Source organism: Stenotrophomonas sp. ATs4, assembly GCF_051861585.1.
Classification (GTDB): Bacteria; Pseudomonadota; Gammaproteobacteria; order Xanthomonadales; family Xanthomonadaceae; genus Stenotrophomonas; species Stenotrophomonas maltophilia_AS.
The window spans coordinates 68,683-94,735 of the sequence record NZ_JBLYPK010000002.1; the positions used below are offsets into that span (position 1 = coordinate 68,683).

Annotated in this window: 21 protein-coding genes; 12 read left to right on the forward strand and 9 right to left on the reverse strand. The window is 65.5% G+C overall.

The window, feature by feature from the left end:
• Positions 1–16: 16 nt before the first annotated feature.
• Entirely contained in the window at positions 17–3,343 is a 3,327-nt protein-coding gene (locus ABR323_RS03485; RefSeq protein ID WP_439448228.1) for a hybrid sensor histidine kinase/response regulator, read from the forward strand.
• A gap of 4 nt (positions 3,344–3,347) precedes the next feature.
• On the opposite strand, the gene ABR323_RS03490 is transcribed toward ABR323_RS03485, so the two are convergent.
• On the reverse strand, positions 3,348–4,022 hold the full coding sequence (locus tag ABR323_RS03490; protein WP_135273681.1) for a response regulator transcription factor: 675 nt from the start codon (positions 4,020–4,022) through the stop codon (positions 3,348–3,350).
• A 129-nt stretch (positions 4,023–4,151) separates the two neighbouring features.
• On the opposite strand from ABR323_RS03490, the gene ABR323_RS03495 reads away from it, so the two are divergent.
• Positions 4,152–5,798: a fatty acid--CoA ligase gene (locus ABR323_RS03495; RefSeq protein WP_439448229.1), complete on the forward strand. Its 1,647-nt coding sequence runs from the start codon at positions 4,152–4,154 to the stop codon at positions 5,796–5,798.
• Positions 5,799–5,825: 27 nt separating this feature from the next.
• Here the strand turns inward: ABR323_RS03495 and ABR323_RS03500 are convergent, their stop codons facing one another.
• Entirely contained in the window at positions 5,826–6,425 is a 600-nt protein-coding gene (locus tag ABR323_RS03500; protein ID WP_439448230.1) for an NADPH-dependent FMN reductase, read from the reverse strand.
• A gap of 137 nt (positions 6,426–6,562) precedes the next feature.
• Positions 6,563–8,212, reverse strand: coding sequence for an ABC transporter ATP-binding protein (locus ABR323_RS03505; protein ID WP_439448231.1), 1,650 nt, complete (start codon positions 8,210–8,212; stop codon positions 6,563–6,565).
• A 173-nt stretch (positions 8,213–8,385) separates the two neighbouring features.
• Between ABR323_RS03505 and ABR323_RS03510 the strand changes: the two genes are divergently transcribed.
• Genes ABR323_RS03510 through ABR323_RS03525 form a run of 4 tightly spaced genes read left to right on the forward strand, consistent with a single transcriptional unit; the run spans position 8,386 to position 14,316 of the window.
• On the forward strand, positions 8,386–10,770 hold the full coding sequence (locus ABR323_RS03510; RefSeq protein WP_439448232.1) for a TonB-dependent receptor plug domain-containing protein: 2,385 nt from the start codon (positions 8,386–8,388) through the stop codon (positions 10,768–10,770).
• 10 nt (positions 10,771–10,780) lie between these two features.
• Positions 10,781–12,244 carry a DUF3526 domain-containing protein gene (locus ABR323_RS03515; protein ID WP_439448233.1) on the forward strand — a complete coding sequence of 488 codons (1,464 nt, stop codon included), beginning with the start codon at positions 10,781–10,783 and terminating at the stop codon, positions 12,242–12,244.
• Positions 12,241–13,593: an ABC transporter permease subunit gene (locus ABR323_RS03520; protein ID WP_439448234.1), complete on the forward strand. Its 1,353-nt coding sequence runs from the start codon at positions 12,241–12,243 to the stop codon at positions 13,591–13,593. Before ABR323_RS03515 ends, ABR323_RS03520 begins: the two co-directional genes overlap by 4 nt.
• Positions 13,594–13,605: 12 nt before the next feature.
• Positions 13,606–14,316: an ABC transporter ATP-binding protein gene (locus ABR323_RS03525; protein ID WP_071305242.1), complete on the forward strand. Its 711-nt coding sequence runs from the start codon at positions 13,606–13,608 to the stop codon at positions 14,314–14,316.
• Here the strand turns inward: ABR323_RS03525 and ABR323_RS03530 are convergent.
• The 3 genes from ABR323_RS03530 to ABR323_RS03540 form a co-directional block, all read right to left on the reverse strand.
• Positions 14,313–16,154: an asparagine synthase-related protein gene (locus ABR323_RS03530; protein ID WP_439448235.1), complete on the reverse strand. Its 1,842-nt coding sequence runs from the start codon at positions 16,152–16,154 to the stop codon at positions 14,313–14,315. The two genes, ABR323_RS03525 and ABR323_RS03530, sit on opposite strands and share 4 nt — an antisense overlap.
• A gap of 12 nt (positions 16,155–16,166) precedes the next feature.
• A complete protein-coding gene (locus ABR323_RS03535) occupies positions 16,167–16,868 on the reverse strand; it encodes a lasso peptide biosynthesis B2 protein (RefSeq protein WP_439448236.1) in 702 nt (233 codons plus the stop codon).
• Between the two features lie 84 nt (positions 16,869–16,952).
• On the reverse strand, positions 16,953–17,105 hold the full coding sequence (locus ABR323_RS03540) for a hypothetical protein (protein ID WP_162292569.1): 153 nt from the start codon (positions 17,103–17,105) through the stop codon (positions 16,953–16,955).
• Positions 17,106–17,296: 191 nt separating this feature from the next.
• Between ABR323_RS03540 and ABR323_RS03545 the strand changes: the two genes are divergently transcribed.
• On the forward strand, positions 17,297–18,223 hold the full coding sequence (locus tag ABR323_RS03545; protein ID WP_439448237.1) for a hypothetical protein: 927 nt from the start codon (positions 17,297–17,299) through the stop codon (positions 18,221–18,223).
• 24 nt (positions 18,224–18,247) lie between these two features.
• Here ABR323_RS03545 and ABR323_RS03550 read toward each other — a convergent pair whose 3' ends face one another.
• Positions 18,248–19,204: a LysR family transcriptional regulator gene (locus ABR323_RS03550; RefSeq protein ID WP_439448238.1), complete on the reverse strand. Its 957-nt coding sequence runs from the start codon at positions 19,202–19,204 to the stop codon at positions 18,248–18,250.
• Positions 19,205–19,347: 143 nt separating this feature from the next.
• Here ABR323_RS03550 and ABR323_RS03555 point away from each other — a divergent pair, with 143 nt between their 5' ends.
• Both ABR323_RS03555 and ABR323_RS03560 read left to right on the forward strand, forming a co-directional pair.
• On the forward strand, positions 19,348–19,764 hold the full coding sequence (locus ABR323_RS03555; protein WP_439448239.1) for a DoxX family protein: 417 nt from the start codon (positions 19,348–19,350) through the stop codon (positions 19,762–19,764).
• Positions 19,761–21,284: an FAD-binding protein gene (locus tag ABR323_RS03560; RefSeq protein WP_439448240.1), complete on the forward strand. Its 1,524-nt coding sequence runs from the start codon at positions 19,761–19,763 to the stop codon at positions 21,282–21,284. The genes ABR323_RS03555 and ABR323_RS03560 overlap by 4 nt, the downstream gene beginning before the upstream one ends.
• Here ABR323_RS03560 and gcvA read toward each other — a convergent pair.
• Entirely contained in the window at positions 21,259–22,203 is a 945-nt protein-coding gene (gene gcvA / locus ABR323_RS03565) for a transcriptional regulator GcvA (RefSeq protein WP_439448241.1), read from the reverse strand. The two genes, ABR323_RS03560 and gcvA, sit on opposite strands and share 26 nt — an antisense overlap.
• A gap of 126 nt (positions 22,204–22,329) precedes the next feature.
• On the opposite strand from gcvA, the gene ABR323_RS03570 reads away from it, so the two are divergent.
• Positions 22,330–23,103: an SDR family NAD(P)-dependent oxidoreductase gene (locus ABR323_RS03570; protein ID WP_439448242.1), complete on the forward strand. Its 774-nt coding sequence runs from the start codon at positions 22,330–22,332 to the stop codon at positions 23,101–23,103.
• Positions 23,104–23,139: 36 nt separating this feature from the next.
• Here ABR323_RS03570 and ABR323_RS03575 read toward each other — a convergent pair whose 3' ends face one another.
• Entirely contained in the window at positions 23,140–24,069 is a 930-nt protein-coding gene (locus ABR323_RS03575) for a LysR substrate-binding domain-containing protein (protein ID WP_439448243.1), read from the reverse strand.
• A 119-nt stretch (positions 24,070–24,188) separates the two neighbouring features.
• Here ABR323_RS03575 and gtdA point away from each other — a divergent pair, with 119 nt between their 5' ends.
• Together gtdA and ABR323_RS03585 are read left to right on the forward strand one after the other, a co-directional pair.
• Entirely contained in the window at positions 24,189–25,241 is a 1,053-nt protein-coding gene (gene gtdA / locus ABR323_RS03580; protein ID WP_439448244.1) for a gentisate 1,2-dioxygenase, read from the forward strand.
• A 65-nt stretch (positions 25,242–25,306) separates the two neighbouring features.
• Positions 25,307–26,008, forward strand: coding sequence for a fumarylacetoacetate hydrolase family protein (locus ABR323_RS03585; protein WP_439448245.1), 702 nt, complete (start codon positions 25,307–25,309; stop codon positions 26,006–26,008).
• Positions 26,009–26,053 lie beyond the last annotated feature (45 nt).

Below are 26,053 nucleotides of genomic sequence, written 5' to 3' on the forward strand. Positions count from 1 at the left end.
TCCCTACACTGGAGCGATGTTGACGCCCTCCATCGTCCTCTTCGCCTGCATTGCATGGACCGCACTGCTGTTTGGCGTGGCGCTGTGGGGCGAGCGCCGGGGGCACCGGCTTTCGAAGGCATGGCCGCTCATCTATGCACTGTCGCTGGCTGTGCACTGCACCGCGTGGACTTACTACGGCGCGGCCTCGCAGGGGCTGCAATGGGGCTTCCCCATTCCACCGACCCTGGCCGGAATGGCGCTGATCTTCGCGTTGGGCCTGCCGTTCCTGCTCCGCCTGGGGCGGCTGGCCAAGCAGCACAACAGTGCCACCATCGCCGATCTGGTCGTCGCGCGACTGCGTGCCGATCGCGGCCTCGGCTTCACCATCACCCTGGTGGCGCTGTTCGGCATCATTCCCTACATCGCACTGCAGCTGAAAGCCGTCAGCCAGGGACTGGGCGCCCTGCTCGGTGATCGGTTCGCGCCTGCCGGTGCGCAGCTGGACATGTCGTTCTGGTTCGCGCTGACGATGGCCGCGTTCACCCTGCTGTTCGGTGCACGCAAGGCCTCGGCCACCGAGCCCAACCGCGGCATCGTGGTCGCACTGGGCCTGGAGTCGGTGTTGAAACTGGTGGCGCTGCTGGCCATTGGACTGTATGCGGCGCTGTCCGTGCACAAGGCCGGCACACCGCTGCTGGAGAAAATGGCGCAGCTGCCGCCACCGGCCATCGTGCCGGACTATCTCACCATGGTTGCGTTGGGGGCGATCTCCGCCTTCACCCTGCCGCACCAGTTCCATGTCGGCGTGGTCGAGCTTCGCCAGACCTCGGACCTGAAGACGGCACGCTGGATGTTCCCGGTCTACCTGCTGCTGATCGGCCTGCCGTCGGTGCCAATGGCATTGGCCGGTGCCGCGCAGCTGCCCGCCTCGGTACCGCCGGACCTGTACGTGTTGGCGCTGCCGCAGGCCGGTGGTCACCATCTGCTGGCGCTGCTGGCCTATCTGGGCAGCCTGAGCGCGGCCACCGGCATGATGATCCTGTCCGGGCTGACCCTGTCGATCATGCTGGGCAACCATGGATTCGGTTCGCGTCTGCTCGGCGGCATCGAGGGCGGCGTGGCCAACGCCGACCTGCGACCGCGCGTGCTGGCGTTCCGCCGTGCCGGCATCCTCGCCGTGTTCCTGATGGCGTGGCTGTACAGCCGCGCGATGAGTGGCACCGAGGCACTCAGCGATTTCGGCCTGATGTCCTTCACCGCCCTCTCGCAGCTGGCACCGGCGGTGCTGCTGGCGGTGTATCGCCCACGTACGCCCTCCCCGGCCATCATGGCCGGCATCGTGCTGGGCTCATTGGCCTGGCTGTGGCTGGTACTGCTGCCAATGGTGATCCCGGCCCCAACGTCGTCGGTCAGCGCCGACGGTCTCCTTTGGTCGGCGATGGTCTCGCTGCGCGTGCAGCCGGGTCATATCGCCATCAGCATGGGCGCCAGCCTGGCAGTCAACCTGCTGACGGTTGCGCTGGTGTCGCGTGCAGTGCGTCCCTCGCTGCCACGCCGAAGGGAAGCGGTGGCCGCAGCGTCGTTGCGCAGAACCGCCGGACGCTTCCTCGGCCAGGACCGGGCCCGGCAGCTGATGGACGGGCATGCCGGGCAGCTGCTGGATGATGACCGGGTCACCGCCGTCGAGCGCGAACTGACCGCCGTGGTCGGTGCGGGCATGGCGCGATTGCTGGTGGAGGCCGCGCGTGAGGGCGGCGCCGCACCATTGGATGCAGTGACCCGTGCCGTTGGCGAAGCCACCCAAGTGCTGCGCTTCAACCAGCGCCTGCTGGAAGCTGCATTGGAAAACATGAGCCAGGGCATCAGCGTGGTCGATGCGCAGCTGCAGCTGGTGGCCTGGAACAGTCGCTACGCCGCGCTGTTCAAGTTTCCGCCGGAGCTGCTGCAGGTGGGGCAGCCGGTGGTCAATCTCACCGCCTGGGCCCTGGGGGAACTGAAGATCGGCGACGGCCCCGGCGACACGCCCACCAAGGCATTGCAGCGCCGCGTCGCGCATATGCGCCGTGGCACGCCGCATCTTTCCGAACGCATCTTCCCCGATGACACCATCGTCGAGATCCGCGGCAACCCGATGCCGGGCGGTGGCTATGTCGCCACCTTCACCGATGTTACGGCGTTCCGCCGCACGGAAGATGCGCTCAAGCGCAGCAATGAAACCCTCGAACGCCGGGTGCAGGACCGCACCGCCCGCCTGGAACAGGCAGTGCACGAGGCCGAGCGCGCGAACGTGGCCAAGACCCGCTTCCTGACCGCCGTCGGCCACGACCTGATCCAGCCACTGCATGCGGCGCAGCTGCTGACCGATGCCATGTCGCAGCACATCGAATCAGAATTCCTCGATAGTTTCCTGTGCCAGATCCGGGGTGCGCTGGATTCCACCGATGACCTGCTGTCGGGGCTTCTGGACATCTCGCGACTGGAAGCCGGCGGGCTGGTGGCCGATCCGCGCCCCTTCGCACTGTCGACCGTGCTGGATCCGCTTGCGCAGGAGTTCACGGTACTGGCCGCCGCGCGAGGCCTGCAGTTCCGCTACGTGCGGACCCACGCCTGGGTGCACAGTGACCCGCTGCTGTTGCGCCGTGTGCTGCAGAACTTCCTGGCCAATGCCATTCGCTACACCCGCCATGGCGGTGTGTTGCTGGGTGTGCGCCGCCAGGGGCAGGCACTGCTGATCGGTGTCCATGACACTGGGCCCGGCATTGCTCCGGAGCAGCAGGCGGTGGTGTTCGAGGAGTTCCATCGGGTCGATCGCAGCAACGGGCAAGGACTGGGCCTGGGCTTGACCATCGCGCACCGCATCGCCGGCCTGCTGCATGCGCCGCTGCACCTGCGCAGCGTGCTGGAGCACGGCTCGGCCTTTTCGATCAGCGTGCAACGCGCACCACCACCCGCAGTCCCGCGCAGCTCACCGCCGGCGGGTACCAGCACCATCAAGGGCCTGCGCGTGCTGGTGGTCGACAACGATACGGATGCGCTGGAAGCGATGCGGCAGATGCTGCTGGCCTGGGGCTGCGATGTGATCGCGGTGCGAGGCGGCGCCGAGGTCGGCGCGTCAGCACATTCGGCGGCGCTGTGGCTGTTCGACTACCACCTGGATGACGGCGATACCGGCGTGGCGCTCTGGCAGCGGCTGGTCACCGAGCATGGGCCACGGCCGACGGTAATCCTCAGTGCGGATACCGGCAGCGATACACGCGAGGCGGTGCGCGGCGTTGGGCTTTCCCTGCTCAACAAACCGTTCAAGCCGTTGGCGCTGCGCTGGGCGATCAACCACCTGCTGGCGGCCACCAACACGCCCTGACCGGTCAGGGCTCGCGCAGCTCTTCGATCTGCCGGGATGGATCGGCCAACCCCATTTCGTGCAGCACGCGGATGGCCTGCGCGCGGTTGCGTACGCCCAGCCGCTCCATGATGCGTGTCATGTGCGCCTTGACCGTGCGCAGCTGTACGCCCAGCCGGTCGGCAATCTGCTTGTTGAGCAGGCCTTCGGCCACCAGCCCCAGCACCTTGTATTGATGTGCGGACAGGCTGGCCAGGCGTGCGGCCAGGTCGGCATCCCTGCTGAACGGTGCCACCCGCGCCACCGGCTCGCGCAGCAGCGCCGGAATCCAGCGTTCGCCCTCCAGCACGGACTGCAGCGCGGACTGCAGCTCGTTCAAGCCCGAGCTCTTGGGCAGGTAGCCCGCGGCGCCGAGGTCGATGGCACGCCGGATGACCTGCGGCTCCTCATTGGCAGAGACGATGATGATCGCCAGGCCCGGCTGCAATGCACGGATCGTGGCCAGCCCCGCCAACCCGTGGTTGCCGGGCATGTGCAGGTCCAGCAGCATCAGGTCGATCGACTGGCTCTCGATCACCTCCAGCACGCTGTGCAGCGAATCAGCCTCGCTGATCTGCAGATCGGCGACCGCCTCTTCCGCCGCGCGATGCAGTGCCGCGCGGAACAAGGGGTGATCATCGGCGATGAGCAGGGTCGGCATGTTCTGGCGAGATTATCAAATAGGGTGCGCGCGCGAACAGGTACCTAGGTACGCTGGCGCAGCATGAAGGGCTTGCTAGTGTGGTGCGGAGAAGGCCGGCGACCGCAACGCCGCCCACGAGGAAACGCCATGTCATCCGCCCCCACTCCCGAGGCCCATGCCTACCCATTGCTGATCAAGCAGCTGCTGCTGATGCCGCTGGCGGTGAGCCCTGGACAGGAAATCGTCTACGGCGACCAGGTCCGATTCGATTACCGCACCCTGCAGGCGCGCATCGGCCAGCTGGCCGGCCTGTTGACCTCGATGGGCGTCAGCCACGGCGACACGGTGGCGGTGATGGACTGGGACAGCAACCGCTACCTTGAGGCCTACTTCGCGGTGCCGATGATCGGTGCGGTGCTGATGATGGTGAACGTGCGCCTGGCCCCCGAGCAGATCGCGTACACGCTGAACCACAGCGGCGCACGGGTGATCCTGGCCAACCGCGAGTTCCTGCCGCTGCTGGACGCCATCGACGAGCAGCTGCCGGACCTGCGCACGCGCATCCTGCTGGACGACGCCGGTGGCCCGCTGCCACCAGGCTTCGCCACCGAGTACGAAACGGGCCTGCGTGATGCCACGCCGGTCGTCCGCTTCCCGGACTTCGACGAGCATGCCCGTGCCACGGTGTTCTACACCACCGGAACCACCGGGTTGCCCAAGGGCGTCTATTTCAGCCACCGGCAACTGGTGCTGCATTCGCTGGCGGCGATGGCCGCGCTCGGCGGCGCACCCCGCCAGGGCCGCCTGCATCGTGACGATGTCTACATGCCCATTACCCCGATGTTCCATGTGCACGCGTGGGGCCTGCCTTACGTGGCTACCGCGATGGGCATCAAGCAGGTCTATCCGGGGCGCTACCTGCCTGCAAAGCTGCTGGCGTTGATCGCCCGCGAGAAAGTGACCTTCTCGCACTGCGTGCCGACCATCCTGCACATGCTGCTGGAACACCCGGACGCGGCGCAGACCGACCTGGAGGGCTGGAAGGTGATCATCGGCGGTGCCGCCCTGCCCCGTGCCCTGGCGCAGCGTGCACTGGCACGGGGCATCGACATCTTCGGCGGCTATGGCATGTCCGAGACCTGCCCTCTGCTGACCATCGCGCAGATCGACGTGGACACCGTGACCGATGCCGACGAAGTGCTGTCACTGCGCACCAAGGCCGGCATTCCGGTGCCGCTGGTGGACCTGCGCATCGTCGACCCGGACATGGGCGATGTCGCCCACGATGGCGTCGCCACCGGCGAAGTGGTGGCGCGTGCACCGTGGCTGACCCAGGGCTACCTGCACGATCCAGACGCTTCGGCAACGCTGTGGGCCGGCGGCTACCTGCACACCGGCGACATCGGCAACATTGACGAAGGTGGCTACCTGCGCGTCACCGATCGCATCAAGGACGTGATCAAGACCGGTGGCGAATGGATCTCCTCGCTCGCGCTGGAAGACATCATCGCGTTGCACCCGGCGGTCAGCGAGGTCGCGGTGATCGGTATCACCGACGCGAAATGGGGCGAACGGCCACTGCCGCTGGTGGTCAGGCAGCCCGGCAGTGATGTGTCAGAAGCGGAGATCATCGAACTGGTCGCAGCGCGCAGCCGTTCCGGAGACATCTCACGCTATGCGATTCCGGAGCGTGTCAGCTTCGTGGATGCGATCGAGCGGACCAGCGTGGGCAAGATCAACAAGAAGAAACTGCGCGGGCTGCATGATCCGGGCGCTGGCACCGGCGGGCGCTGACGCCCACTGCCGGCACCGCTCAGCCGCTCAACCGTGCGACGCCCCGCCGTGCAGCAGCTGGACCCAGCTCTGGAATCCCTCCAGGAAGCGCTGCAGGCGCTTGCGCGTCGCGGCGTCGAAATCTTCCGCCTCGTTGTCGTAGGCCGCCGCTGCTTCGGCCACATAGAGCTGCGGCGACGCCATCGTCAATGCGCCCATGGCGGTCAGTGTATGGCGCAGTTGCGACTGCGCCAGTTTGGTGCCCCAGTGACCCGGCGTGGCGCCGATGATCGCCACTGGCTTCGCTGAAAGAACCGTGCGGTATTCGGCATCGTCGCGGGACAGCCAATCGAGCGTGTTCTTGAGTACGCCGGGCAGTGATTGGCTGTACTCCGGTGTGGCGATCAGCACGCCGTCAGCGGCTGCAATGGCCGCGCGCAGGCGCTTGACCCCGGCAGGACCGGCCGGATCGGCGGCTTCCAGGTCTTCGTCGAACAGCGGAATATCGGCAATGGAGTCATGCACGGTCAGCAGCAGGCCCGCAGGCGCGACGCCTGCCGCGGCCCTGATCAGACGCCGGTTGTAGCTGTTGCCACGCAGGCTGCCGGCAAACGCCAGAATGTTCAGCGGCGGAGAGGTGTCGGACATGCGGGATTCCTGGGGTGAGTCGGTGCGGGGTCACGGGCCATGCATCGACAGCACGGGAGGCACCGGGAACGGTCGCGCACAGCGTACCCCAGAAGCATCGCGCTCCAGCTGCAGGCACTGGTGTCCGTCAGGTCCCGTCAGCCCGTCGCAAGCACGATCACCTGATCGGCCGTGGTCACCACGCTGCGGCGATGGGTGATGGCCACGATGGTGACATCATCGGCAAGCGCGCGGATGTGGCCCATGATCTCGCGCTCCGTCGCCTCGTCCAGCGCCGAGCTGGCTTCATCCAGCAACAGGATGGCGGGCTCGCCGTAGAGTGCACGCGCAATGGCGATGCGCTGCCGTTCACCGCCGGAAAGTTTCAGGCCGCGCTCGCCCACCGTGGTTTCAAAGCCTTCGGGCAGTGCGTCGATCAAGGCCAGGATCGACGCCTTGTGGGTCGCGTGGCGCAACCGGGTATCGTCGCGCGGGCGCCCCAGCAGGATGTTGTCGGCCAGGCTCTCGTTGAGCAGGATGACATCCTGGGGAACGACAGCGACGGCGGCATGCCACGCGGCACGGTCGATGTGGGCCAGGTCGGCGCCATCGACCAGGATGCGACCGTGCTGGGGCTCGATCGACTTCAATGCCAGCTTGAACAGCGTCGACTTCCCTGCCCCTGTCTCCCCCATCAGGAAGTTGATGCCGCCACGCCCGGCGTGGAAGGACGCATCACGGACGCCGCGGCCATTGCCGTAGCTATGGCTGACATGCTGGAACTCGATCCGGCCGCATTCCCAGTGCAATCGGCCGGCGTTCGCTGCCTGCCGTTCTTCGGGTGCCGCCCACAGTGCCGACAGCGGCTTCAGCAGCGTCCACGAACGGGCAACGTCATCGATCGAGCGCGCGATCATTTCAAAGGGCATGTTGAGCTGCAGCAACAGCAGGTTGAACAGCACGATATCGCCGACGCTCAGGTCGCCGCTCTGGTAGCGCGGGAGCAGCAGTGCGAAGGTGACGATGAACTCGACCGCCAGGCCGATACCAAGCAGCCCGATGAAGCCGATCCGCTGCAGCACGTAGGCGCGCCAGCTGTCGCGGACCTCCTGGGCCTTCTGTTCGAAGCGCTGGATCATCCACGCGCTGCCGCCGAACTGGCGCAACGTCTCCATCGCGTTCATCGCATTGCCGACAAAGCGCGCATTCTGCTGGCCCGCCTCGACGGCCGCCTCACGATGGATCCGTGCTCGCCGGGTGGCGATGGCCGAGAGCGTGACGGCCACAGAACCGTAGCCCAACACAATCGCCACCATCTGCAGGTTGATCAGTGCGCCCAGTGTCACCAAGGTCAGCAGGATCTGCAGTGCGCTGGGAATGAACACCACCAGGCCGAGCTGCACCACGATCTTCAGGGCGTTGCGGCCCTTCTCCCCGGCCACCTGCAGTTCGGCTGCGTTGTAATCCAGGAAGAAACTGTGGGTCTTCTTCAGCAGGCGCGCGAAATAGCGGGTGCCGGTGATGAAACCCAGGTTCTCGCCACTGAGGAACGACAGGTACTGCACGGTGTTCTGCAGGATGCTGGCGGCGCCGAGCATCACCGCGTAGAGCAGGAACCATCCCGCCAGTTCACGGATGCCCTCGGTGCTGATGCGGTCGATCAGGCGCGAGAACAGATACGGCGCTGCCACCGTGGCCAGGCTGGAAAGCACGACGATGGCGGCGATCGACAGCAGCAGCCTGCGGTCCGCCTTCCAGTACGCGGCGAGGATCTCGGTGACCGGCGGCGGCAGCGCGAACATTCTCATCAGCGTCGGTCCGGCATCGGTGCAGTGGCTCCTGTGTAGCGGTGCGCCTGCCCTCGCTTCCCGGCACAGCAAGAGGTCGTCGCGCATATTGAATGATATGATATAACATCGCCATTGAAGGCGCGATGGCTCGTGCCGCAGACCAACATCCGATGAGATCGATGGACCGGGGCATGAACAACGCATCCACCGCCAGGCCGGCGGCACTGGTGGTCGCCAGCCTGGCCGCCGCACTGCAGCTCAACGCGCCGGCGATGGCGCAGGATGCCAGTAGTTCCGGCAGCCCTGCCCAGGGCGAGCGGCGATCCGATACCACCACGCTGGACAAGGTGATGGTCGTTGGCAGCAACATCCGCGATGCCATCGGCAGCGGCGCCTCCCCGGTCATCGTGATCGACAGGGAGGCCATTGATCGAACCGGGGTGGCCTCGTTGCAGCAGCTCTTCGAGAAGCTGCCGCAGAACTTCGGTGGCGGCGCCAACGGCGCCAATGTCGGCAACCTCGGCGTCGACCGCGATACCGGCAACAACTTCGGCCAGGGCACTGCCATCAACCTGCGTGGCCTCGGCACCGGCACCACGCTGACGCTGATCAACGGCCACCGTGTGACTTCCTCGAACCGCTATCAGTACGTCGACATCTCGTTGATTCCGCTGAGTGCCATCGAGCGCGTGGAGATCCTCACCGATGGCGCCTCGGCCATCTACGGCACCGATGCCGTTGGCGGCGTGGTCAACATCGTCCTGCGCCGGGATTTCACCGGCTATGAGACCTCGCTGCGCTATGGCAGCGTCACCCGCGGCAACATGGACGAAGACCAGGCATCACAGTCGGCTGGCTGGTCCTGGGAGGGCGGCCATCTGATGGCCAGTTACGAGTTCCTGAAGCAGTCCAACCTTGCTGCTGTCGACAAGGACTTTTCCCGGAACGTTACGGTCAAGCCCTACGACATCTATCCCGGTTCGAAGCGGCACAGCCTGTATCTGGACGGCGTGCAGGAACTCAGCGATGTGCTGACGCTCAACCTGACCGGCTCCTTTGCCAAGCGCGAGATGGACACCACCATTTCGGGGACCGCCGACGAGACCCGCCTGTTCCCACACACGCGGCAGTTCGATGTGTTCGCCGGGCTTACCCTCGAGCTTCCGCGCCAGTGGCAGGCCCGCCTGAATTCCGGATTCGGCAGGAGCGACGTCTCCTATGAAAGAACCACCATCACCGGCAGCTCGGTCAGCACCGCACCGCCGACGGATACGAACTCCGAATCGCGCTATCTGGAAGTGATCGCCGACGGCGAGCTCTTCAGTCTTCCGGCCGGCGGCGTACGCGCGGCATTCGGTGCCGGCTACCGCCGCGATGGCTATGAACTGCTCGACCACCGCGGGCTTGAGAAGCCGCTCGACCTGCATCGCACGATCCGTTCCGCTTTCGCTGAGCTCAACATTCCGCTGCTGGCAGACATGCCTGGCGTTCGTCGGCTGTCGCTGACTGCGGCCGCACGCTACGACGACTACAGCGATTTCGGTTCAACCCTCAATCCCAAGCTGGGCCTGCTGTGGGAAGCAACGGAAGGACTTTCGTTCCGCACCAGCTACGGCCGCTCCTACCGGGCGCCGGTCTACCAGGACATGCAGCTGAACAACACCGTGGTGGTGGCCAAGGTACCCAACCCGAGCGCGGCCAACGGAAGCACGGTGCTGATGATGCTCTCCAACGGCAACCCGGATCTGGGGCCCGAACGTGCCAAGACCTGGACCGGCGGCTTCTCGTTCGCGCCCCCGTCGCTGCCGGGCCTCAAGGTCGACGCGAACTACTATCACATCGAGTATGCCGACCGGATCGGCAGCGGTTTCGGCGGCAGTTTCCCGTCGTTGTTCCTGCAGTCCACCGCGCCCTATGCGGACCTGCTGACCGTCAACCCGACGCCTCAGCAGATCCAGCAGGCGCGTCAGCTGGGCGCCTCCGGCCTGGGCCTGTTCGTATCGCGGGTGGGCCCTTATGCCCTGACACCAGGAACCGATGAAACCAGCAGCGAGGTCATCCTCGACAACCGCTTCCGCAACAATGCGTTCACTTCGCAGCGCGGCGTCGATTTCAATGCCTCCTACGATTTCGACGCCGGCCAGACCCGCATCGCGTTGAACCTTGCCGGCCAGTACATCATCGATTCCAAGCGCCGCGTGACCGCCACCTCGCCCGAGGTCGACGCGGTGAACGCGGTGTACTTCCCGGTCGACCTGAAGGTGCGCGGTGGCCTCGCCGTAAGCCACCGGCAAGTCGCCGGCGGGTTGTTCGTGAACTACGTGGACAGCTATCGCGATCTGGCCAACCGCGCCGACCCCCATGTCAGCTCGTGGACAACGGTCGACCTCAATCTCAGGTATGACTTCAGCGGTTCTGCCGGTGCCGGACAGGGCACCTCGCTGGCCTTCAACGTGCAGAACCTGTTGGACAGAAATCCGCCCTTCATCGTCAATAGCATCAACACCGGTTTCGACCCGACCAATGCAACGGCGCTCGGCCGCTTCCTGTCCATGACATTGACCCATCGCTGGTAGGGCGCCCACCATGAGCGATGCCTCTCCCGCCCTCTCCAGACCCGCATCGGCCCTTCGCCAGACGCTGGCCGTTGCCGCGACCCAGCTGAAACTGATGTGGCGCGAGCGGCGTCTGTTGTGGCTTGCGCTGACCCTGCTGCTGCTTGCGGGAGCGTCGGTTGCCACGGGTACAGCACGGCTGGCCCAGCAGACACAGGAGCGCCAGATCGTAGCGGAGCAGGAGGCCGGGCTGTGGGACAGCCAGGGCACGATCGACCCGCATGCCGCCGCGCACGTCGGCCGCGCCATCCCCGCGCCGGTGCGGCCGCTGGCGGCGCTCGACCCGGGCATCACGGATTTCGTCGGCACCTCGGTGTTCATCGAAGGTCATGCGCAGAATCCGGCCCGGCACCGACCCGTCGAGGCCGGCGCCGCGCTCAGCCGGTTCGATGGCTTCTCTGCAGCATGGGCACTGCAGGTCGTGGCGCCCCTGCTGATCATCCTTGCCGGATTCGCCAGCCTCTCCGGCGATGTCGCCCGCGAAACCCTCCGCCAGGAGCTCGGCAGTGGTGCATCGGCCCAGGTGCTGATCGGTGGGCGGCTGATCGCGCTGGCGACGGCATCGCTGCTGCTGTTGGTCGCCCTGCTGGCGGTCGGTCTTCCAAGCATGGCCGGACGCACCCTCGGCATGGCCGACATCATGGCGCTCGTTGCGATGATCGCGGCGTATGCGCTCTATCTCATGGTGTTCTGCGCCATCACCATCGGTGTCTCGGCGCGCTTCAGCGCAGCACGTACGTCCCTGGTGGTTCTGCTCGGCTTCTGGGTGGTGGCCACCCTGCTCGCGCCGCGGGTGGCCCCCGCACTGGCCGAATCGCTGGATCCCACGCCTACTGCACCCGCGTTCCGCGCAGCGGTCACCGAGGACGCAGAGAACGGTGCCGATGGCCACGACCCGGCGGACAGGCGGCTGGACGCACTGAAAGCAGAGATGCTGGCACGCTACCAGGTGAAGGACGTGGACGATCTTCCGGTCAACTTCCGCGGTGTGGCGCTGGAGTTCGCCGAAGCGAATTCCACCGAGACCTACAACCGCCACTTCGAACGCATCTACACCACTTACCAGCGGCAGGAGATCACGCAACGCGCCTTCGCGGCGTTGTCCCCCACCCTTGCGCTGCAGGCCGCATCACGGGCACTGGCGCGCACCGACTTCCCTGCACATCTGGCGTTCCTGCGCGGCGTTGAAGACTATCGCTACCGGTTGATCCAGGCACTCAACCTGGAAGTGAAACAGCACAAGACCGCGAACGGCAGCAAGCATCTGGCCGATATCGCGACCCTTACCCGCTCCGTGGCGTACAGCCCGCGACCGCCGCCGCTGACTCACATCGCTGCGGCACAGTCGGTGAACTTCGCCATTCTGCTGGCCTGGGTGCTGCTGTCCCTGGGGCTGGTGTTCACCTCGGCGCGGCATCTCGGGAGTGCCCCATGAGCAGCCTGTCGATCGCAGGGCATGAGATCCGTCGGCTGCTGCGTGACCGGGCGTTGCCGGTGCTGCTTGGCCTGCTGGTGGTGCTGGCGGCCTATGCAGCATGGAATGGCAGTGCGTGGGTCGGGCAACGCGAGGCAGCCATCGGCCTGATCAACGCGGAAGAGCAGGATGCCAGGGACCGCAGCCGTGGATTTGTCGGCAAGGCGCCCTCGGTACTGCCTCGCGTGCAGCCGGTGCTTCCGCCCGGCGCGATGGCGGCGCTGTCGATTGGGCAGGCGGAGGCCTATCCCTACACCGCCGACGTGGTTGCGCTGGGTGACCGCACCCAGCTGCTCAGGCATGTGTGGTCCGACATCGGCAATCCCGCCGTGCAGGCCGCAGGCCGATTCGACCTGGCCTTCGTCATTGTGTTCCTGCTGCCTCTGGTCATCCTGGCGACCACCTTCGATCTCTGGTCGCGCGAACGCGAGCGCGGCATCACAGCGTTGGTGTTGTCACAGCCCATCGCGGCAGGACGGCTGATCGCGGTGAAGGCATCGGCCCGCGGCGCCATCGTGCTGCTGCCTGCACTGGCCATCATCCTTGCCGTTGCCGCTGGCTCGGGGGCAACGAGTCCTTCCGGCCTGGCTGTGCTTGCCCTGATCGTGCTCGCCTACGGCAGCTTCTGGCTGGCGCTGGCGATGCTTATCGGCTGCTTCGCCCGGCGCACCACCGAGGCCGCGATTGCCGCTGGCGCACTGTGGCTGCTGATCGTTGTCATGGCCCCGTCGCTGGTCCTGGCAGCAGTGAACCTGATGGTTCCACCGCCCTCACAGATGCAGCTGGCCACCAGACTGAAGGCGCAGCTGGCCGACACTGCCCGCCAGCAGCAGCTGCGCCACGCGGCAGAACCGCCCGCCACGCGGTCGCCACGCATTGCTGATGCCGTCCGCGCGGCCTATGCCGATCTGCTCCAGGCCGACCAAGCCATCACGCCCTTGATCGCCGCACATACAGAGGCTGAGGATGCGCGGCGCCGGGCACTCGACCGGGCGCGCCTGCTCCTGCCGTCGGTCGCGGTGCAGGATGCACTGGACCGCCTCGCCGGATCCGACGCCGATCGGGCGCTGGCGTTCCAGCAGCAGGTCCTCGCGTACTGGCAGGCTCGTCGACAGCTGCACAAGGACTATCTGGACCGTGACGTGCCACAGACGCTGGCCGAGTACGACGCCCTGCCCCGTTTCGAATTCCAGGAAACGGCGGGCGCCCTGCAACGCGGCGTACTGATCGACCTGGCCGCGCTGGCCGTCGCCACTTTCCTTCTGCTGATCGCGTCCTGGTCGATGCGGCGTCGGCTGGCCACCCCCTGAGGCACATCACACATGCTGACTGCAACGCATCTGGTCAAGGAACACGGCACGCATCGGGCGCTGGATGATGTGAGCTTCACGGTGCGTCCCGGCGAGATCTTCTGCCTGCTGGGTGCCAACGGGGCCGGCAAGTCGACCACGATCAAGCTGTTCCTGGGCTTCCTCGAGCCGACCTCCGGATCCGCCGAGGTTGATGGGCTCAGTGCCTGGCAGCGGCCACAGGAGGTGCGCCGGCGCCTGTTGTACATCCCGGAGAACGTGGCGCTGTATGACGAACTGACCGGCTATGAGAACCTGGACTACTTCGCGCGCCTGGCTGCGGTGGAGCAGCGCTCGCCCGCACGGCTGAAGGACGCGCTCAGGTCCGCCGGGCTGGCGCCCGAGGCATTCGGGCGGCGCGTCGGCCTCTACTCCAAGGGCATGCGCCAGAAGGTGGGCATCGCGCTGGCCATCATCAAGGAAGCCAGGGCGCTGCTCCTCGATGAACCGACCTCCGGCCTGGACCCGACCGCCTCGGCCGAGTTCCACGAGCTGATCGTGCGCCAGCGCGACCGCGGCACGGCGATCCTGATGGCCACCCACGATCTGTTCCGTGCCCGCGAAGTGGCGACCACCATCGGACTGATGCAGGCCGGCAGGCTGCGCAGGACGCTGGATGCCAGCACGATCACCGCCAATGATCTGGAGAGCCTCTACCTTGAGGAAATGAGCCGGAGCGCCTAGGCGGCGCCGGTCGCCGGCACGCCTGGCCTGCCCATCCAACGCCTGAGCCAGGCTTCGATATTGACCTGCGGGCCGAAGATGCCCAGTACCTGGGATGAGTGATCCGGGCTGACCCTGCGGATGCCCGCGTCGGCCGATGCGCTGTCGATGTAGCCCCGCCGGGCCAGCAGGCCATCCACCAGCAGGCCCCTGATGAACTGCTGATGCCGCTGGGTGACGGCCACCGAGTGATCGTCCAGGTAGGACTTCACCTTGCGCGAGAGCAGCGCCTGCGGCAACAGGCCCTGCAATGCACGACGCGCGATCGTCCTGTCTTCCGCGCCGGCCATCAGCAGGCGCAGCGGCAGACGGGCGAACAGTTCCACCACAGGCTGTGCGCTGATCGGCGATACGCCGTGCCAGCGTCCTGCGCCCTCGAAGGGATCGAGCACACTGGTCGGGAAGATCATCCGGCCGATGTGCGCCAGCTTGTGCGGAGAGAGCCTGTGCCCCTGTGCGCGCGCATGCCGCAGCCAGGCCGGCGGCGTGCCATCCTGTTCGGAAGCATCCACCTTCACCCATTCGCACGGGTTGCCCCAGCGGCCGTTGATGTTGCCTGGCTTCTTCAACACGCCATGGACGAAGGCATCCTTGAATACCCCGTACAGCGAATCGCCCGACTGCGCGGTTTCGAACGCGACACGGAAAAAGTCGCGGTCGATCCCACGTCGCCACGCATGATCGATGGCAGCGGCATTGCCCTTGAAGCGCAGGAAGACCGCATCGCCGCCGACACCGGTGAACTGCACCGTGTCCGCGTCGAAATCCACGTCGCGTCGATGCAGCAGGTAGCCTGAGCAATGCGCAGGCCGGGCAGTTCGCGGGAAGTGCATGATCTCTTCCAGCGAGCAGTGCGGCTGCCGCTGGTACTCGACGAACTCGCAGCTTCTTCCGGAGGACTCACGGGCACCGGCAACGGCCATGCGCGCGAACAGGCGCTCATCAGCACCAATGCCGGCATCGTAGTGATGCACGCACTTCACCTCTGGTGCGGAGGACGCATGCAGCAGGCCGGCCAGGACAATCGAGGAGTCCAGCCCGCCGGACAGCTGAAGCTGGATGCAACGATGCTGGCTCGCCAGCGCACCGATGCAGCCCAGCAGCGTTGCACGTGCCAGCCGCACGGCTTCCTCCAGATCTTCGATGGGCGCTTCATTGGCCTGGCGGACCACATCCCATTGGTAGTGCCGGTCAACCGGCCGGCCATCACGGATCGTCACCGCCTCGCCCGCCTCGAGCGCGGTGACCTCCTCGAAACCTGTCTGCAGGCCGTCACGGAACGGGAACAGCAACGAGTAGGACAGGAACGACCAGTCGACGTTGAAATCACCCAATCCCAGCAGCAGGCAGTCTTCCATGCTCGAAAAGACCACCGTCAGCTGATCGACCGTGGTCAAGTAGCATGGTATCTCCGCCGTCGGGTCGCGCAGCACGAACCAGCTGGCGGTATCCGGCTGGTAGCCCACGGCAACGTAGCGGCCCCAGTACTGTTCAACCAGGCTCCTGCCCTGCGTACTGCAGGCGGTCTCTGCCGAGTCAGCATCGGGAAATGCCTGTGCGGGAACGGTATCGGCGCCGAACACCTTGTGGAACAGCTTGCCGAGTATCACCAGCGAGCCGGACCGACTGTATTCGAAGTAGCCGGGGTTGTCAGTCTGCGCATAGATTGCGCCGCCGCTGCCCTTCATCACGCAGGCGATTCCGGGGCGGCCCGCTTCGATTCGTTCCATTGCCTGCAGGGCCTGCGCACGGGCGGATTCGGAATGATCGTTCCAGAACAGAGCGATGTATCGGTACATGCCTCAGGCCGGTTACAGCACCAGGATGGGCGTCATCCGGCGCAGGTTGAAGGGGATGTCGGTCAGGACCTGGTCGCCGTGCTGCAACCAGCAATGCGCTGCGAACGGCTGGGTGCGCACCGCGAACACCCACGCGGGAACGATGCCGTGCCGCGACAGGAACTCGCGCATGGCCAGGCAGTAGAGGAAGCACTCATCGGTCTTCCTGAAGGCGATCGGTCGCAACCAATCGAACACCCGGACCAGTAGGGCCAGCTGCTGCAGGTCCACCTCGCCCGGCGTGGATGCCTGGCCGCGCCTGCGCGCTGCCGAAACCGTATAGCTGAAAGGCAGGAACGTCCTGCTGCAGGCCGCGCGCGTGACCGAGGCCAGGAAGCGGCGTACATCGCGGGCCGTGATCGGCGGACATCCTCGGGACTCGCCTTCACGCACCCAGTGCCGGGGCAATGCGATCGCGGCGCTTGCTGCGGATTTGCCACGAAGCGGATCCTGAGTGATCAGGCGCCGATCAAGCAGCGACTGCAGCATCCTCGGCCTCGGCGCCCCATCGGAGGCCAGGGGCCAGTCCAGCACCAGCCCACCAAGCCCCGCCGCCCCGCGCCGATCGATGGAGAGATAGCTGCCTGAGGCCTGGTCAAGAATGACCATCGCGTCGCCGGTCACACAGACATGTGCGTGCTTCGAAAGGAAGTAAGGGGCTTCAGGCTGGTCCATCGCGAGCGTGATCTCATGCTGCTGCAGGCATCAGAGCGGTGCATGCGGGGGGCATGCACCGCAGGTCATGCAAGGGGCGATGGATCAGGGCGAGGTGGTCGGGAAGACGCCATCCCACAACGTGCCGTGGTTGTGCGCCTTCGTTTCGGAAACCACCGAGCCCAGCTCGATCAGTTCACCCTGGTCTTCGTGATTCTGCTCTCCAGCCACTACGCCCAGCTCAATCAGTTCGTTCATGAACATCTCCTCTAGTCAGTGGATGCACCCACGCGATGCAGTGGATGCACAGCGGCCAAGCCGGCGTCGCCCTGCGTGTTTCAGGACGATTGCCGCCAAGGCACTCAAATGTTACGATATAACATATTATTTTGGTGTGACGACCGACCGTATCGGACGTCGCTGCAGCGACTCCCAAGAGAGCGAGATGGATGCCCACCGAGATCAATGACGATGGCCTTGATCCCACCCTTCTGCTGAAGGGCCTGTTTCCGCTGCCGAAGTTCATCCGCTTCGTCAGGGAGCGTTGCCCGCCAGGAAGCTTTGACGAAGCGATGCTGGTGGAGGAGTGGCGGAACGCCCGCGCCCTGGTGCGTCACCTCCACCAGGACGAAGCAGATGACGCCGATGCGATGGATGTCCTCGCCCTGCCGGAAGAGATGCGGCCATTGGCCGAGCAGGCCCTCCGTCAGCCATCGATGCACCGCATGACGAGCGTGGTGCCCCGCAATTGGCAGATGGTGGAGATCGACCGACTGGTGGTCTTCCAGGAATGCATCAACCTGCGCCACATCGATCAGCTCGCGGCGGCCACGGCCGCGTCACCCGATGCGCGCGAGATCATGGAGCTGGTGGCACGAAGCGGACGCCACGCACATCCAGATGTGCGCTTTACCCAGTCCGATGGCAGCTACACCTTTGCATCTGCGTCCAACGACCTGCGGTTCCTCGACGTGGCGACGATCGACCCTCGCACCATCGCCGGTTACGAGCCGTTCGGCGCGGCCAGCCACGCCCTTGTGATCTACCTCGGTTTCAGCGACAACCTGATCAGTGCCACACGCGTTGGCCGCCGGATCATCCTGACCAACGGCTCGCACCGGCTGTACCTGCTGCGCAGGCTCGGCTTCCGCCATGCGCCCTGCCTGGTGACCGATGCATCCGACAGCGATCTCTCCGACGTGTTGTTGCCAGCCGCGGTCAAGCAGGATCGGCCGTTCTATCTGGGCGCTTCGCGACCGCCGATGTTCAAGGACTACCTGGATCCGCGCCTGACCTGCAGCGTGCCGGTTACCCGCAAGCACTATGCGCTCAGGGCCAAGCTTGATCTGCAGAGAATCACGGTTCCGGCGCTGTAGTGCCTGCCGCCCAGCAAGGACGGCTCAGTCTGGATGATCAGGAAATTCTTCCCCGGGCACCGCATCCGCCGGGGCTTCAAGTCCTTCGTCCTTGAACCGCAGGACAAGGAAGTCGATCAGTGCCCGAACGGACGGCAGAAGGCCCCGGCGCGAGGGAAACACCGCGTGGATGATCTCCGTACGCGGCGTCCATTCGGGCAGCAGCTGGATCAGTTCGCCCCGGGCCAGATATGCATGCACCCATTTCGTCGGCATCTGCACGACGCCGATGCCGGCCACCGCAGCCGATCGCAGCATGGGCATGCCGCGTGTGACCAGGCGCGGCTGATGCGGCACATCAATCTGCGCGCCGTCGGGCCCGAACAGCGTCCAGGCGTAGTCCTGCTGGGGCGCGCCGTGGTGCAGGCTCGGCAGGCGCCCCAGCTCCGAGGGCTCGCGCGGCGTCTGCCAGTGCTCCAGCAAAGCGGGGCTGGCCACCAGACATTGTGAGCGCCCTGACAGAACGCGGATGGCGAGCTCCGAGTCCTCCAATCGCGGCGGACGCACGCGCAGCGCTACATCGATGCCCTCGCCCACCACATCCACCCGCCGATTGGTCGATTCCAGGTGAACGTCGATCAACGGATGGAGGGCCATGAAATCGGTAACCATGTCGCCCACGCGTTCTTCAAGCAGCGTCACTGGGCAGGTGATCCTGACCACGCCGCGGGGTTCCGCCCTGATCACCTCGATGGCTTCTTCGGCAGCTTCCGCTTCGACCAGCATTGCGCGGCAGTGGCTGTAATAGGTGTGCCCGATATCCGTGACCCTGAAGTGCCGGGTGTTGCGGACGATCAGGCGAACTCCCAGACGCTGTTCCAGCAGTGAGATTCTGCGGCTCAGGTTGGATTTGGGTATGCCCAATGCGCGCCCGGCCTGGGAGAAGCCTCCGTGGTCGACGACGAGAACAAAGTACTGGAGGTCGTTGAGGTCCAGAAGCATCGTCGTCCAATGGGTGGGAAGCTGCTACCAATTCTAGCGGCCTAGTCGCTGTGGTTTCAGCGCCTTAGGTTGGCGTCCGCGCCAGTCCCGCAGGTTCAGCCATCTGCCTTGGTGCGATATCGCCCCCTCCCAAGGAATGCATCGTGCCCCACTCTCCCTCTCCCATCACATCGTCCGCGGCATTGCTCGGGCGACTTCTTCTCTCGGCGATCTTCCTGGTCAGCGGCATCGGCAAGCTCGCCGATGCGTCCGGGACCATCGGTTACATCGCATCAAGCGGTCTTCCCCTGCCGCAGCTGGCCTACGTGGCAGCGCTGGCCGTCGAGCTTGGCGGCGCCCTGCTGCTGGTGCTCGGCTATCAGACACGTTCCGTGGCGTTGTTGATGGCACTTTTCGCACTGGCCACGGCGATCGGATTCCACGCCAACGTCAGTGACCAGAACCAGCTGTTCCACTTCCTCAAGAACCTGGCGATGGCCGGCGGGCTGCTGCAGGTCTGCGCATTCGGTGCCGGCGCATTCAGCCTGGATGCCAAACGCAACGCAGGAGCCGCGTCATGAAGGACACGTGCGAGAATTCAACCACGCCGAAAAGTCCCAGCCGTCGTCACCTGCTCGAGGGCGGATTGTATGCCGCTGCAGCAACCGTGCTGGGGGCTGGCCTGAGCACCGCAACCATCGGTCGCGCCGCTGCGGCGCTGCCCGCTCCCCAGACAGGAGGTCCCATGTCACCCGACGCCCTTCAGGCCCTGTCGCTGTTGCTCCCCGGCGCGGTGTTCGCGCTAGGCAGCAAGGCATACGACAGCAGCCGCAGCACCTGGAATGGAACGATCGAGCAGTCTCCTGCCGCAGTGGTGCAGGCGCGCTCCAGGCAAGACATCATCGCTGCGGTCAAGTTCGCCAGTGAACACAACCTGGGTATCGCGATCAAGGCGACCGGGCATGGTGCCCTGAAGGCAGCCGGCAATGATGCGATCCTGATTGATACATCGCGCATGAAGGGACTGGTGGTTGATGCAGAGCGCCGTACTGCCACCTTCGAGCCCGGCGTGGTGGCCATCGAGTTCCTGCGTGCCGCACAGGCACACGGACTGGCCGCGCCGACGGCTGTTTCGCCCTTCGTTGGAATGACCGGCTACACGCTTTCTGGCGGTTATGGCGACCTTCCGCGGGTATTCGGCCTGGGTTCGGACAATCTGATCTCGGCCGAGGTCGTGCTCGCGGACGGCAGCACCCGGCGCGTCAGTGAGACCGACAGTCCAGACCTGTTCTGGGCAATGCGCGGTGGCGGCGGCAATTTTGCGGTGGTCACGTCGATGACGGTGCGCCTGCATCCGGTCAAGCAGGTGTTGTCCGGTGTACTTACCTACGACATCGATGATGCACGCCGCCTGGTTTCGAGCCTGCGCAGGTGGGATGACACAATTCCAGACAACATGACCATGGCGCTGAGCTTCTTCGCAAAGTCCGTTACCGGCACGCCGCGCCCGGTGGTCACGCTCGCTCTGGTCTACTTCGGCGATCCCGAACAAGGACGGCCGCTCGTCGATGCGCTGGTGGCCGACGTCAAGCCCATCAGCAACACAGTCAAGGCGCAGAGCTACCTCTCGTACTTCGAGAATGACGTCAAGGATCCCGGCTATGGCTTCCGGAACTACTGGCATGGCGTCCTGATCGACGAACTGACCGACCCGGTGGTCGATATCCTGTGCTCAACCGTGGAGCAACCGGATTCGATGATGATGCTGTTGTTCAGCTACTACCGCGGCGGTGCGTGGAGCCACCTCGACGAAGACACGACGGCGGTGTCGCACCGCAATGCCAGTTGGCTGCTGAATGGTCGTGCCTTCTTCAAAGGCGATGCCGCCGCCGTGGCCAGGGCGCAGGCGCAGGTGTCCGGGCTGGCAAGGCAGCTGGCGCCCTACAACAGTGGCGTGCCTTTCACCTACGTCGAGTACGAGGGTCCGTCGCGACTTCCGGACGTGTACGGCGAAGCGAAACTGGCGCGATTGCGGGAGATCAAGCGCCGCTACGACCCGTCGAACCTGCTTCGCTTCAACGCGAATATTGCTCCTGCGTGAGGTCCCCAGTGGCCCGTGCTTCGGCATGCAGCCAGTCACGGAATTGCATCACTTTCGGCAGCGCGGCGCAGGCCGGCCGGTACACGATGTAGTACGCCAGTGCCGCGGCAACGGCGATCTGCGGAAACAGCCGTACCAGCCGGCCTGCTGCCAGGTCGTCCTGGGCCATCACGCTGCGCGCCAATGCCACGCCCCTGCCTTCGATGGCGGCCTGCAGTACGGCTGCGGAATTGTTGACCTGCAGGCCGCGGGTGGGGTCCACATTACCGGCGCCCGCACGGTGCAGCCACTCGCTCCAGCCCATGAAGCCGGCATGGCTGTCCACCGAAAGATCGTGGATCAGCCGATGTCCTTCCAGCTGCGCCGGGCGGTCCAGCGGCCCGTGCGCGTCAAGCCACTCGCTCGCGCAGACCGGAAACACCTCTTCCTCCATCAGCTTGTCCGCAGTCAGCCCAGGCCACTGGCCGTGGCCATAGCGCACGCCGATATCGATGCCGTCACGCTCGAAGTCCACCAGGTTCAAGCCGGTATGCAGACGCACGTCGGTATCCGGCCAATCGTTCTGGAAGTGTTCCAGCCGTGGCAACAGCCACTTGGAGGCAAACGCTGGGCTGGTGCTCACTGTCAGCAACCCGCCGTTGGCATCCTCCTGAAGCCGCGAAAGGCCGCGGGTCAGCCGATCCAGCCCTGCGCGGATGTCCGGAAGGGCGCGCTCGGCGGCGTCGGTCGGGATCAGCCGACGAGCACCGCTCTTCTCCCGCGTGAACAGCTGCACGCCCAGCACGTCCTCCAGTGACCGGACAAGCTGGCCTATCGCAGCCGGGGTCACGTGCAGTTCTGCCGCTGCAGCACTGAAGCTCTGATGCCTTGCCGCGGCCTCGAGCGCACGCAGTGCGGTGAAGTTCAGATGGGCCTTCATCAGCAAGATGGTTTTTCTTTGCGTCCGGCCAAGAATAAAGCATTTGAGGGACACGCTGCGGGGGCGGAGGATCGGCCTCCTCTCCCCGGCCGGCAATCATCGGCCACGCATACGAAGGCACTCCAGATGAACGACATCTTCAAAGGCAACAAGGTTCTGGTCATCGGTGGCACCAGCGGCATCGGCCTGGAATCGGCACGCAAGGTCCTGCAGGGCGGCGGCCAGGCGGTCATCGTTGGCCACCGCGCCGACAAGACCCAGCAGGCACAGGCCGACCTGGCACGATTCGGAACGGCCCATGCTCTATCGACCAACCTGGCCACGGACGAGGGCCTGGACAACCTGATGACCAGCATCGCCAGCGCGCACCCGGACGTGGACCTGCTGGTGAATGCTGCCGGCGTGTTCGCCCCGAAGGCGTTCCTGCACCACAGCGCTGACGACTATGAGCAGTACATGCGTTTGAACAAGGCGTTCTTCTTCATCACCCAGCAGGTAGCGGCGAGCATGATTGCCAATGATCGCCCCGGTGCCATCGTCAACATCGGTTCGATGTGGGCGCGGCAGGCCATCGCGGCCACGCCATCGTCCGCGTACTCGATGGCCAAGGCGGGACTCCACGCGCTCACCCAGCATCTGGCCATGGAACTGGCGGGAAACAGCATCCGCGTCAACGCCGTATCCCCGGCCGTCGTGCAGACACCGATCTACGAAGCGTTCATTCCCAGCGAAGAGGTGCAGAGTGTGCTTGAGGGATTCAACGCCTTCCATCCGATTGGCCGTGTGGGCACCGCGCAGGACGTGGCCGAGGTGGTCGCCTTCCTGCTGTCGGACAAGGCGTCATGGGTGACGGGCGCAATCTGGGATGTGGATGGCGGCGCAATGGCCGGTCGCCCCTGAGGAAGCGCAGGCCGGGCGTCGGTGCTCGGCCTCTGCCTACCCTGCCTCGCGGATCTGGCGCGCCGCCTCCCGGAGGCTTTCGATCAGGCCCGCTATGGCAGGGTCGCTCGTCGTTGCTTCGCGCCAGTACATGCCCAGCGCACCTGCGGTGCCCATCGACAACGGCAGTCGCGCCATCTGCTTCAGGCGGACGAAATGGTCGGCCACGTGCGCCGATACCGCGAGCAGCAGATCACTGTCGCGCAGCAGCGAGATGCTGGCCAGCATGGACGAAGACTCCACCGTGCACGGCGGTGGCGCCAGACCGATTTCCGCCAGGCTGGACTCAAGATTGCTTCGGATAGGCGTGCCTGTCGGCCAGACGATCCATGGATACCCGAAGGCCTGCTGCCAGCTGGGTGATCGTCTGCGCGTCAGCGGATGCCCCGGTCGTGCAACCAGCACGATCGGCTCCACATACAGCAGCTCGTACTGCAGGCCAGGAGGAGGACTGCTGCTCCCCAGCCGGCCAACCGCCACGTCCACCTGCACCCGCTCCAGCTGTGACAGCAGCTCGTCCATCGGGCCTTCGCGCAGGCCGATCTGGATCTCCGGCTGCAGGCGCATGTAGCGGACGATGGCATCGGGAACCAGGTTGAATGTTGCCGCCGGCGACGTCGCCAGCATGACCCGGCGCAACCCACCATGACGCACGGCTTCCACATCTTCTTCCGCACGCTGCATCGCGTTGAGGACCCGGCGCGCGTACAGCAGCACCAGATGCCCGGCACGTGTCGGGCTGATGCCCCGCGCGTGGCGCTCGAACAGCGGCGTGCCGACGTCATCTTCCAGCTCGCGCAGCCACTTGGACAGGCCGGGCTGCGTGGTGTGCGCTGTGCGCGCGGCTTCGGACAGGCTGCCGGCCTGCTCCAGCAACAGCAGCCACTGCAGATGCCGCATGTGCAGGCGGCGGGACCAATCGAGCATTTCTGGCATGTTCAATCCTATATGGATCAATACGCAAATATCATTTTCGCATTGTAGGTCAATCTCCTAGTCTTGGCGTCGTAGGCACCGCTCCGGGTGCCGGCAGGACGGAGTTTCCGATGCATTCGATCTCTTCCCTCGACGCGCGTACCGCGTTCAATCAGGACATCGCCGCGGACCACCTGGTGCCGCTGTGGGACCAGCTGCACTCGCTGGTGCCGCGCGAACCCGCCAGCACCATCCAGGCGGCACTGTGGCGCTACCGCGAACTGCGACCGCACCTGATGCGCGCCGGGCGGTTGTTGACCGCCGCCGAAGCAGTGCGACGGGTGCTGGTGATGGAGAATCCGGCGATCCGCGGCCGTGCATCGATCACCCAGAGCCTGTATGCCGGCCTGCAGCTGATCCTGCCAGGTGAGGTTGCGCCCAGTCATCGCCATACGCAGTCGGCCCTGCGCCTGGTGATCGAGGGCCGCTCTGCCCATACCGTGGTCGATGGCGAGCGCATTCCGATGGCGCCGGGCGACTTCATCATCACGCCTTCGTGGACCTGGCACGACCACGGCAATCGGGAGGACGCCGAGGGCGGAGAGCCGGTAGTCTGGCTGGATGGACTGGATATTCCCCTGCTCGGTTTCCTTGGAGCCCAGTTCGCTGAAGAACACGCCAGTGAGGAGCAGCCGCTGACGCAGGTCGATGGCAGCAGCCTGGCCCGCTATGGTGCCAGCCTGTTGCCGGTCCGCCACCGCGTCCGCTCGCCGGTATCGCCCCTGTCGCACTATCCCTACGAGCGCACGCGGGACGCACTGCATGCGCTGCTGCGCAACGGTGAGCTGGATCCCTGGGACGGCATCAAGCTGCGCTACGCCAATCCCGCGACCGGGGGCTGGGCAATGCCCTCCATTGCCACCTGCATGCAGCTGTTGCCGGGCGGCTTCCAGGGCCGTACCTGGCGTTGTACCGATGCCACGGTGTACTCGGTGGTGGAAGGCTGCGGTGACGCCATCATCGGCGGCCAGCGATTCGCCTTCGAACCGAAGGACACCTTCGTGGTGCCATCGTGGGCGGGCCTGTCACTGCATGCCAGCGAGGACACGACGCTGTTCAGCTTCTCCGACCGCCCCCTGCACGAGGCACTGGGCCTGCTGCGCGAATCACGCGAACCCGCCTGAGGCGTCGGCTGCCGTCGGCTGCCGGTTTCCGATCTTCTTCCCTTTCCGTACCAGGAGTGGTGTCAATGTCCTATCTGTTCCCACCTGCGCCGGTGGTTGGCGTGCCGATCGTCGGCAGCGCCGATCGCTTCCCTGTCCGTCGCGTGTATTGCGTCGGGCGCAACTACGCCGCTCATGCACGGGAGATGGGCTTCGACCCGGACCGCGAACCGCCGTTCTTCTTCTGCAAGCCCGCAGATGCGGTGATCCCGGTGCAGGACGGTGAAGAGTTGCTGCTCCCGTATCCCACCGAGACCCGCAATTACCACTACGAGATCGAGCTGGTGGCCGCGATCGGCACCGGGGGTTCGGATATTCCGGTGGAGCAGGCGTTGTCCCACGTATTCGGCTATGCCACAGGCCTTGATATGACCCGGCGCGACCTGCAGATGCAGATGCGCGAAATGGGCCGTCCCTGGGAAATCGGCAAGGCATTCGATCAATCGGCACCGATCGGCCCCCTGCTTCCGGCAGCACAGAGCGGTGCGATCGCACGGGCCGAGCTCTGGCTGCAGGTCAACGGTGAAGACCGGCAGCGCAGCACCACTGCCGCCCTGATCTGGTCCGTGGCCGAGACGATCGCCTACCTGTCGCGCTTCTTCGAGCTGCAGCCCGGTGACCTGATCTATACCGGCACCCCCGAGGGCGTGGGTGCCGTCGTTCCGGGCGACCTGATGGTCGGCGGCGTCGCCGGCCTGGGCGAACTGAGGGTGCGCGTGGGCGAATAGCCTGCGTTGCCTGCAACAGCCCCTGACGGGGCCTGCATTCCACGA

Bases quoted from the DNA above. Each gene is read 5' to 3' on its own strand.
- ABR323_RS03485 (WP_439448228.1), top strand. From the start codon at position 17: ATGTTGACGCCCTCCATCGTCCTCTTCGCCTGCATTGCATGGACCGCA.
- ABR323_RS03490 (WP_135273681.1), bottom strand. From the start codon at position 4,022: ATGCCGACCCTGCTCATCGCCGATGATCACCCCTTGTTCCGCGCGGCA.
- ABR323_RS03495 (WP_439448229.1), top strand. From the start codon at position 4,152: ATGTCATCCGCCCCCACTCCCGAGGCCCATGCCTACCCATTGCTGATC.
- ABR323_RS03500 (WP_439448230.1), bottom strand. From the start codon at position 6,425: ATGTCCGACACCTCTCCGCCGCTGAACATTCTGGCGTTTGCCGGCAGC.
- ABR323_RS03505 (WP_439448231.1), bottom strand. From the start codon at position 8,212: ATGAGAATGTTCGCGCTGCCGCCGCCGGTCACCGAGATCCTCGCCGCG.
- ABR323_RS03510 (WP_439448232.1), top strand. From the start codon at position 8,386: ATGAACAACGCATCCACCGCCAGGCCGGCGGCACTGGTGGTCGCCAGC.
- ABR323_RS03515 (WP_439448233.1), top strand. From the start codon at position 10,781: ATGAGCGATGCCTCTCCCGCCCTCTCCAGACCCGCATCGGCCCTTCGC.
- ABR323_RS03520 (WP_439448234.1), top strand. From the start codon at position 12,241: ATGAGCAGCCTGTCGATCGCAGGGCATGAGATCCGTCGGCTGCTGCGT.
- ABR323_RS03525 (WP_071305242.1), top strand. From the start codon at position 13,606: ATGCTGACTGCAACGCATCTGGTCAAGGAACACGGCACGCATCGGGCG.
- ABR323_RS03530 (WP_439448235.1), bottom strand. From the start codon at position 16,154: ATGTACCGATACATCGCTCTGTTCTGGAACGATCATTCCGAATCCGCC.
- ABR323_RS03535 (WP_439448236.1), bottom strand. From the start codon at position 16,868: ATGGACCAGCCTGAAGCCCCTTACTTCCTTTCGAAGCACGCACATGTC.
- ABR323_RS03540 (WP_162292569.1), bottom strand. From the start codon at position 17,105: ATGAACGAACTGATTGAGCTGGGCGTAGTGGCTGGAGAGCAGAATCAC.
- ABR323_RS03545 (WP_439448237.1), top strand. From the start codon at position 17,297: ATGCCCACCGAGATCAATGACGATGGCCTTGATCCCACCCTTCTGCTG.
- ABR323_RS03550 (WP_439448238.1), bottom strand. From the start codon at position 19,204: ATGCTTCTGGACCTCAACGACCTCCAGTACTTTGTTCTCGTCGTCGAC.
- ABR323_RS03560 (WP_439448240.1), top strand. From the start codon at position 19,761: ATGAAGGACACGTGCGAGAATTCAACCACGCCGAAAAGTCCCAGCCGT.
- gcvA (WP_439448241.1), bottom strand. From the start codon at position 22,203: ATGAAGGCCCATCTGAACTTCACCGCACTGCGTGCGCTCGAGGCCGCG.
- ABR323_RS03570 (WP_439448242.1), top strand. From the start codon at position 22,330: ATGAACGACATCTTCAAAGGCAACAAGGTTCTGGTCATCGGTGGCACC.
- ABR323_RS03575 (WP_439448243.1), bottom strand. From the start codon at position 24,069: ATGCTCGATTGGTCCCGCCGCCTGCACATGCGGCATCTGCAGTGGCTG.
- gtdA (WP_439448244.1), top strand. From the start codon at position 24,189: ATGCATTCGATCTCTTCCCTCGACGCGCGTACCGCGTTCAATCAGGAC.
- ABR323_RS03585 (WP_439448245.1), top strand. From the start codon at position 25,307: ATGTCCTATCTGTTCCCACCTGCGCCGGTGGTTGGCGTGCCGATCGTC.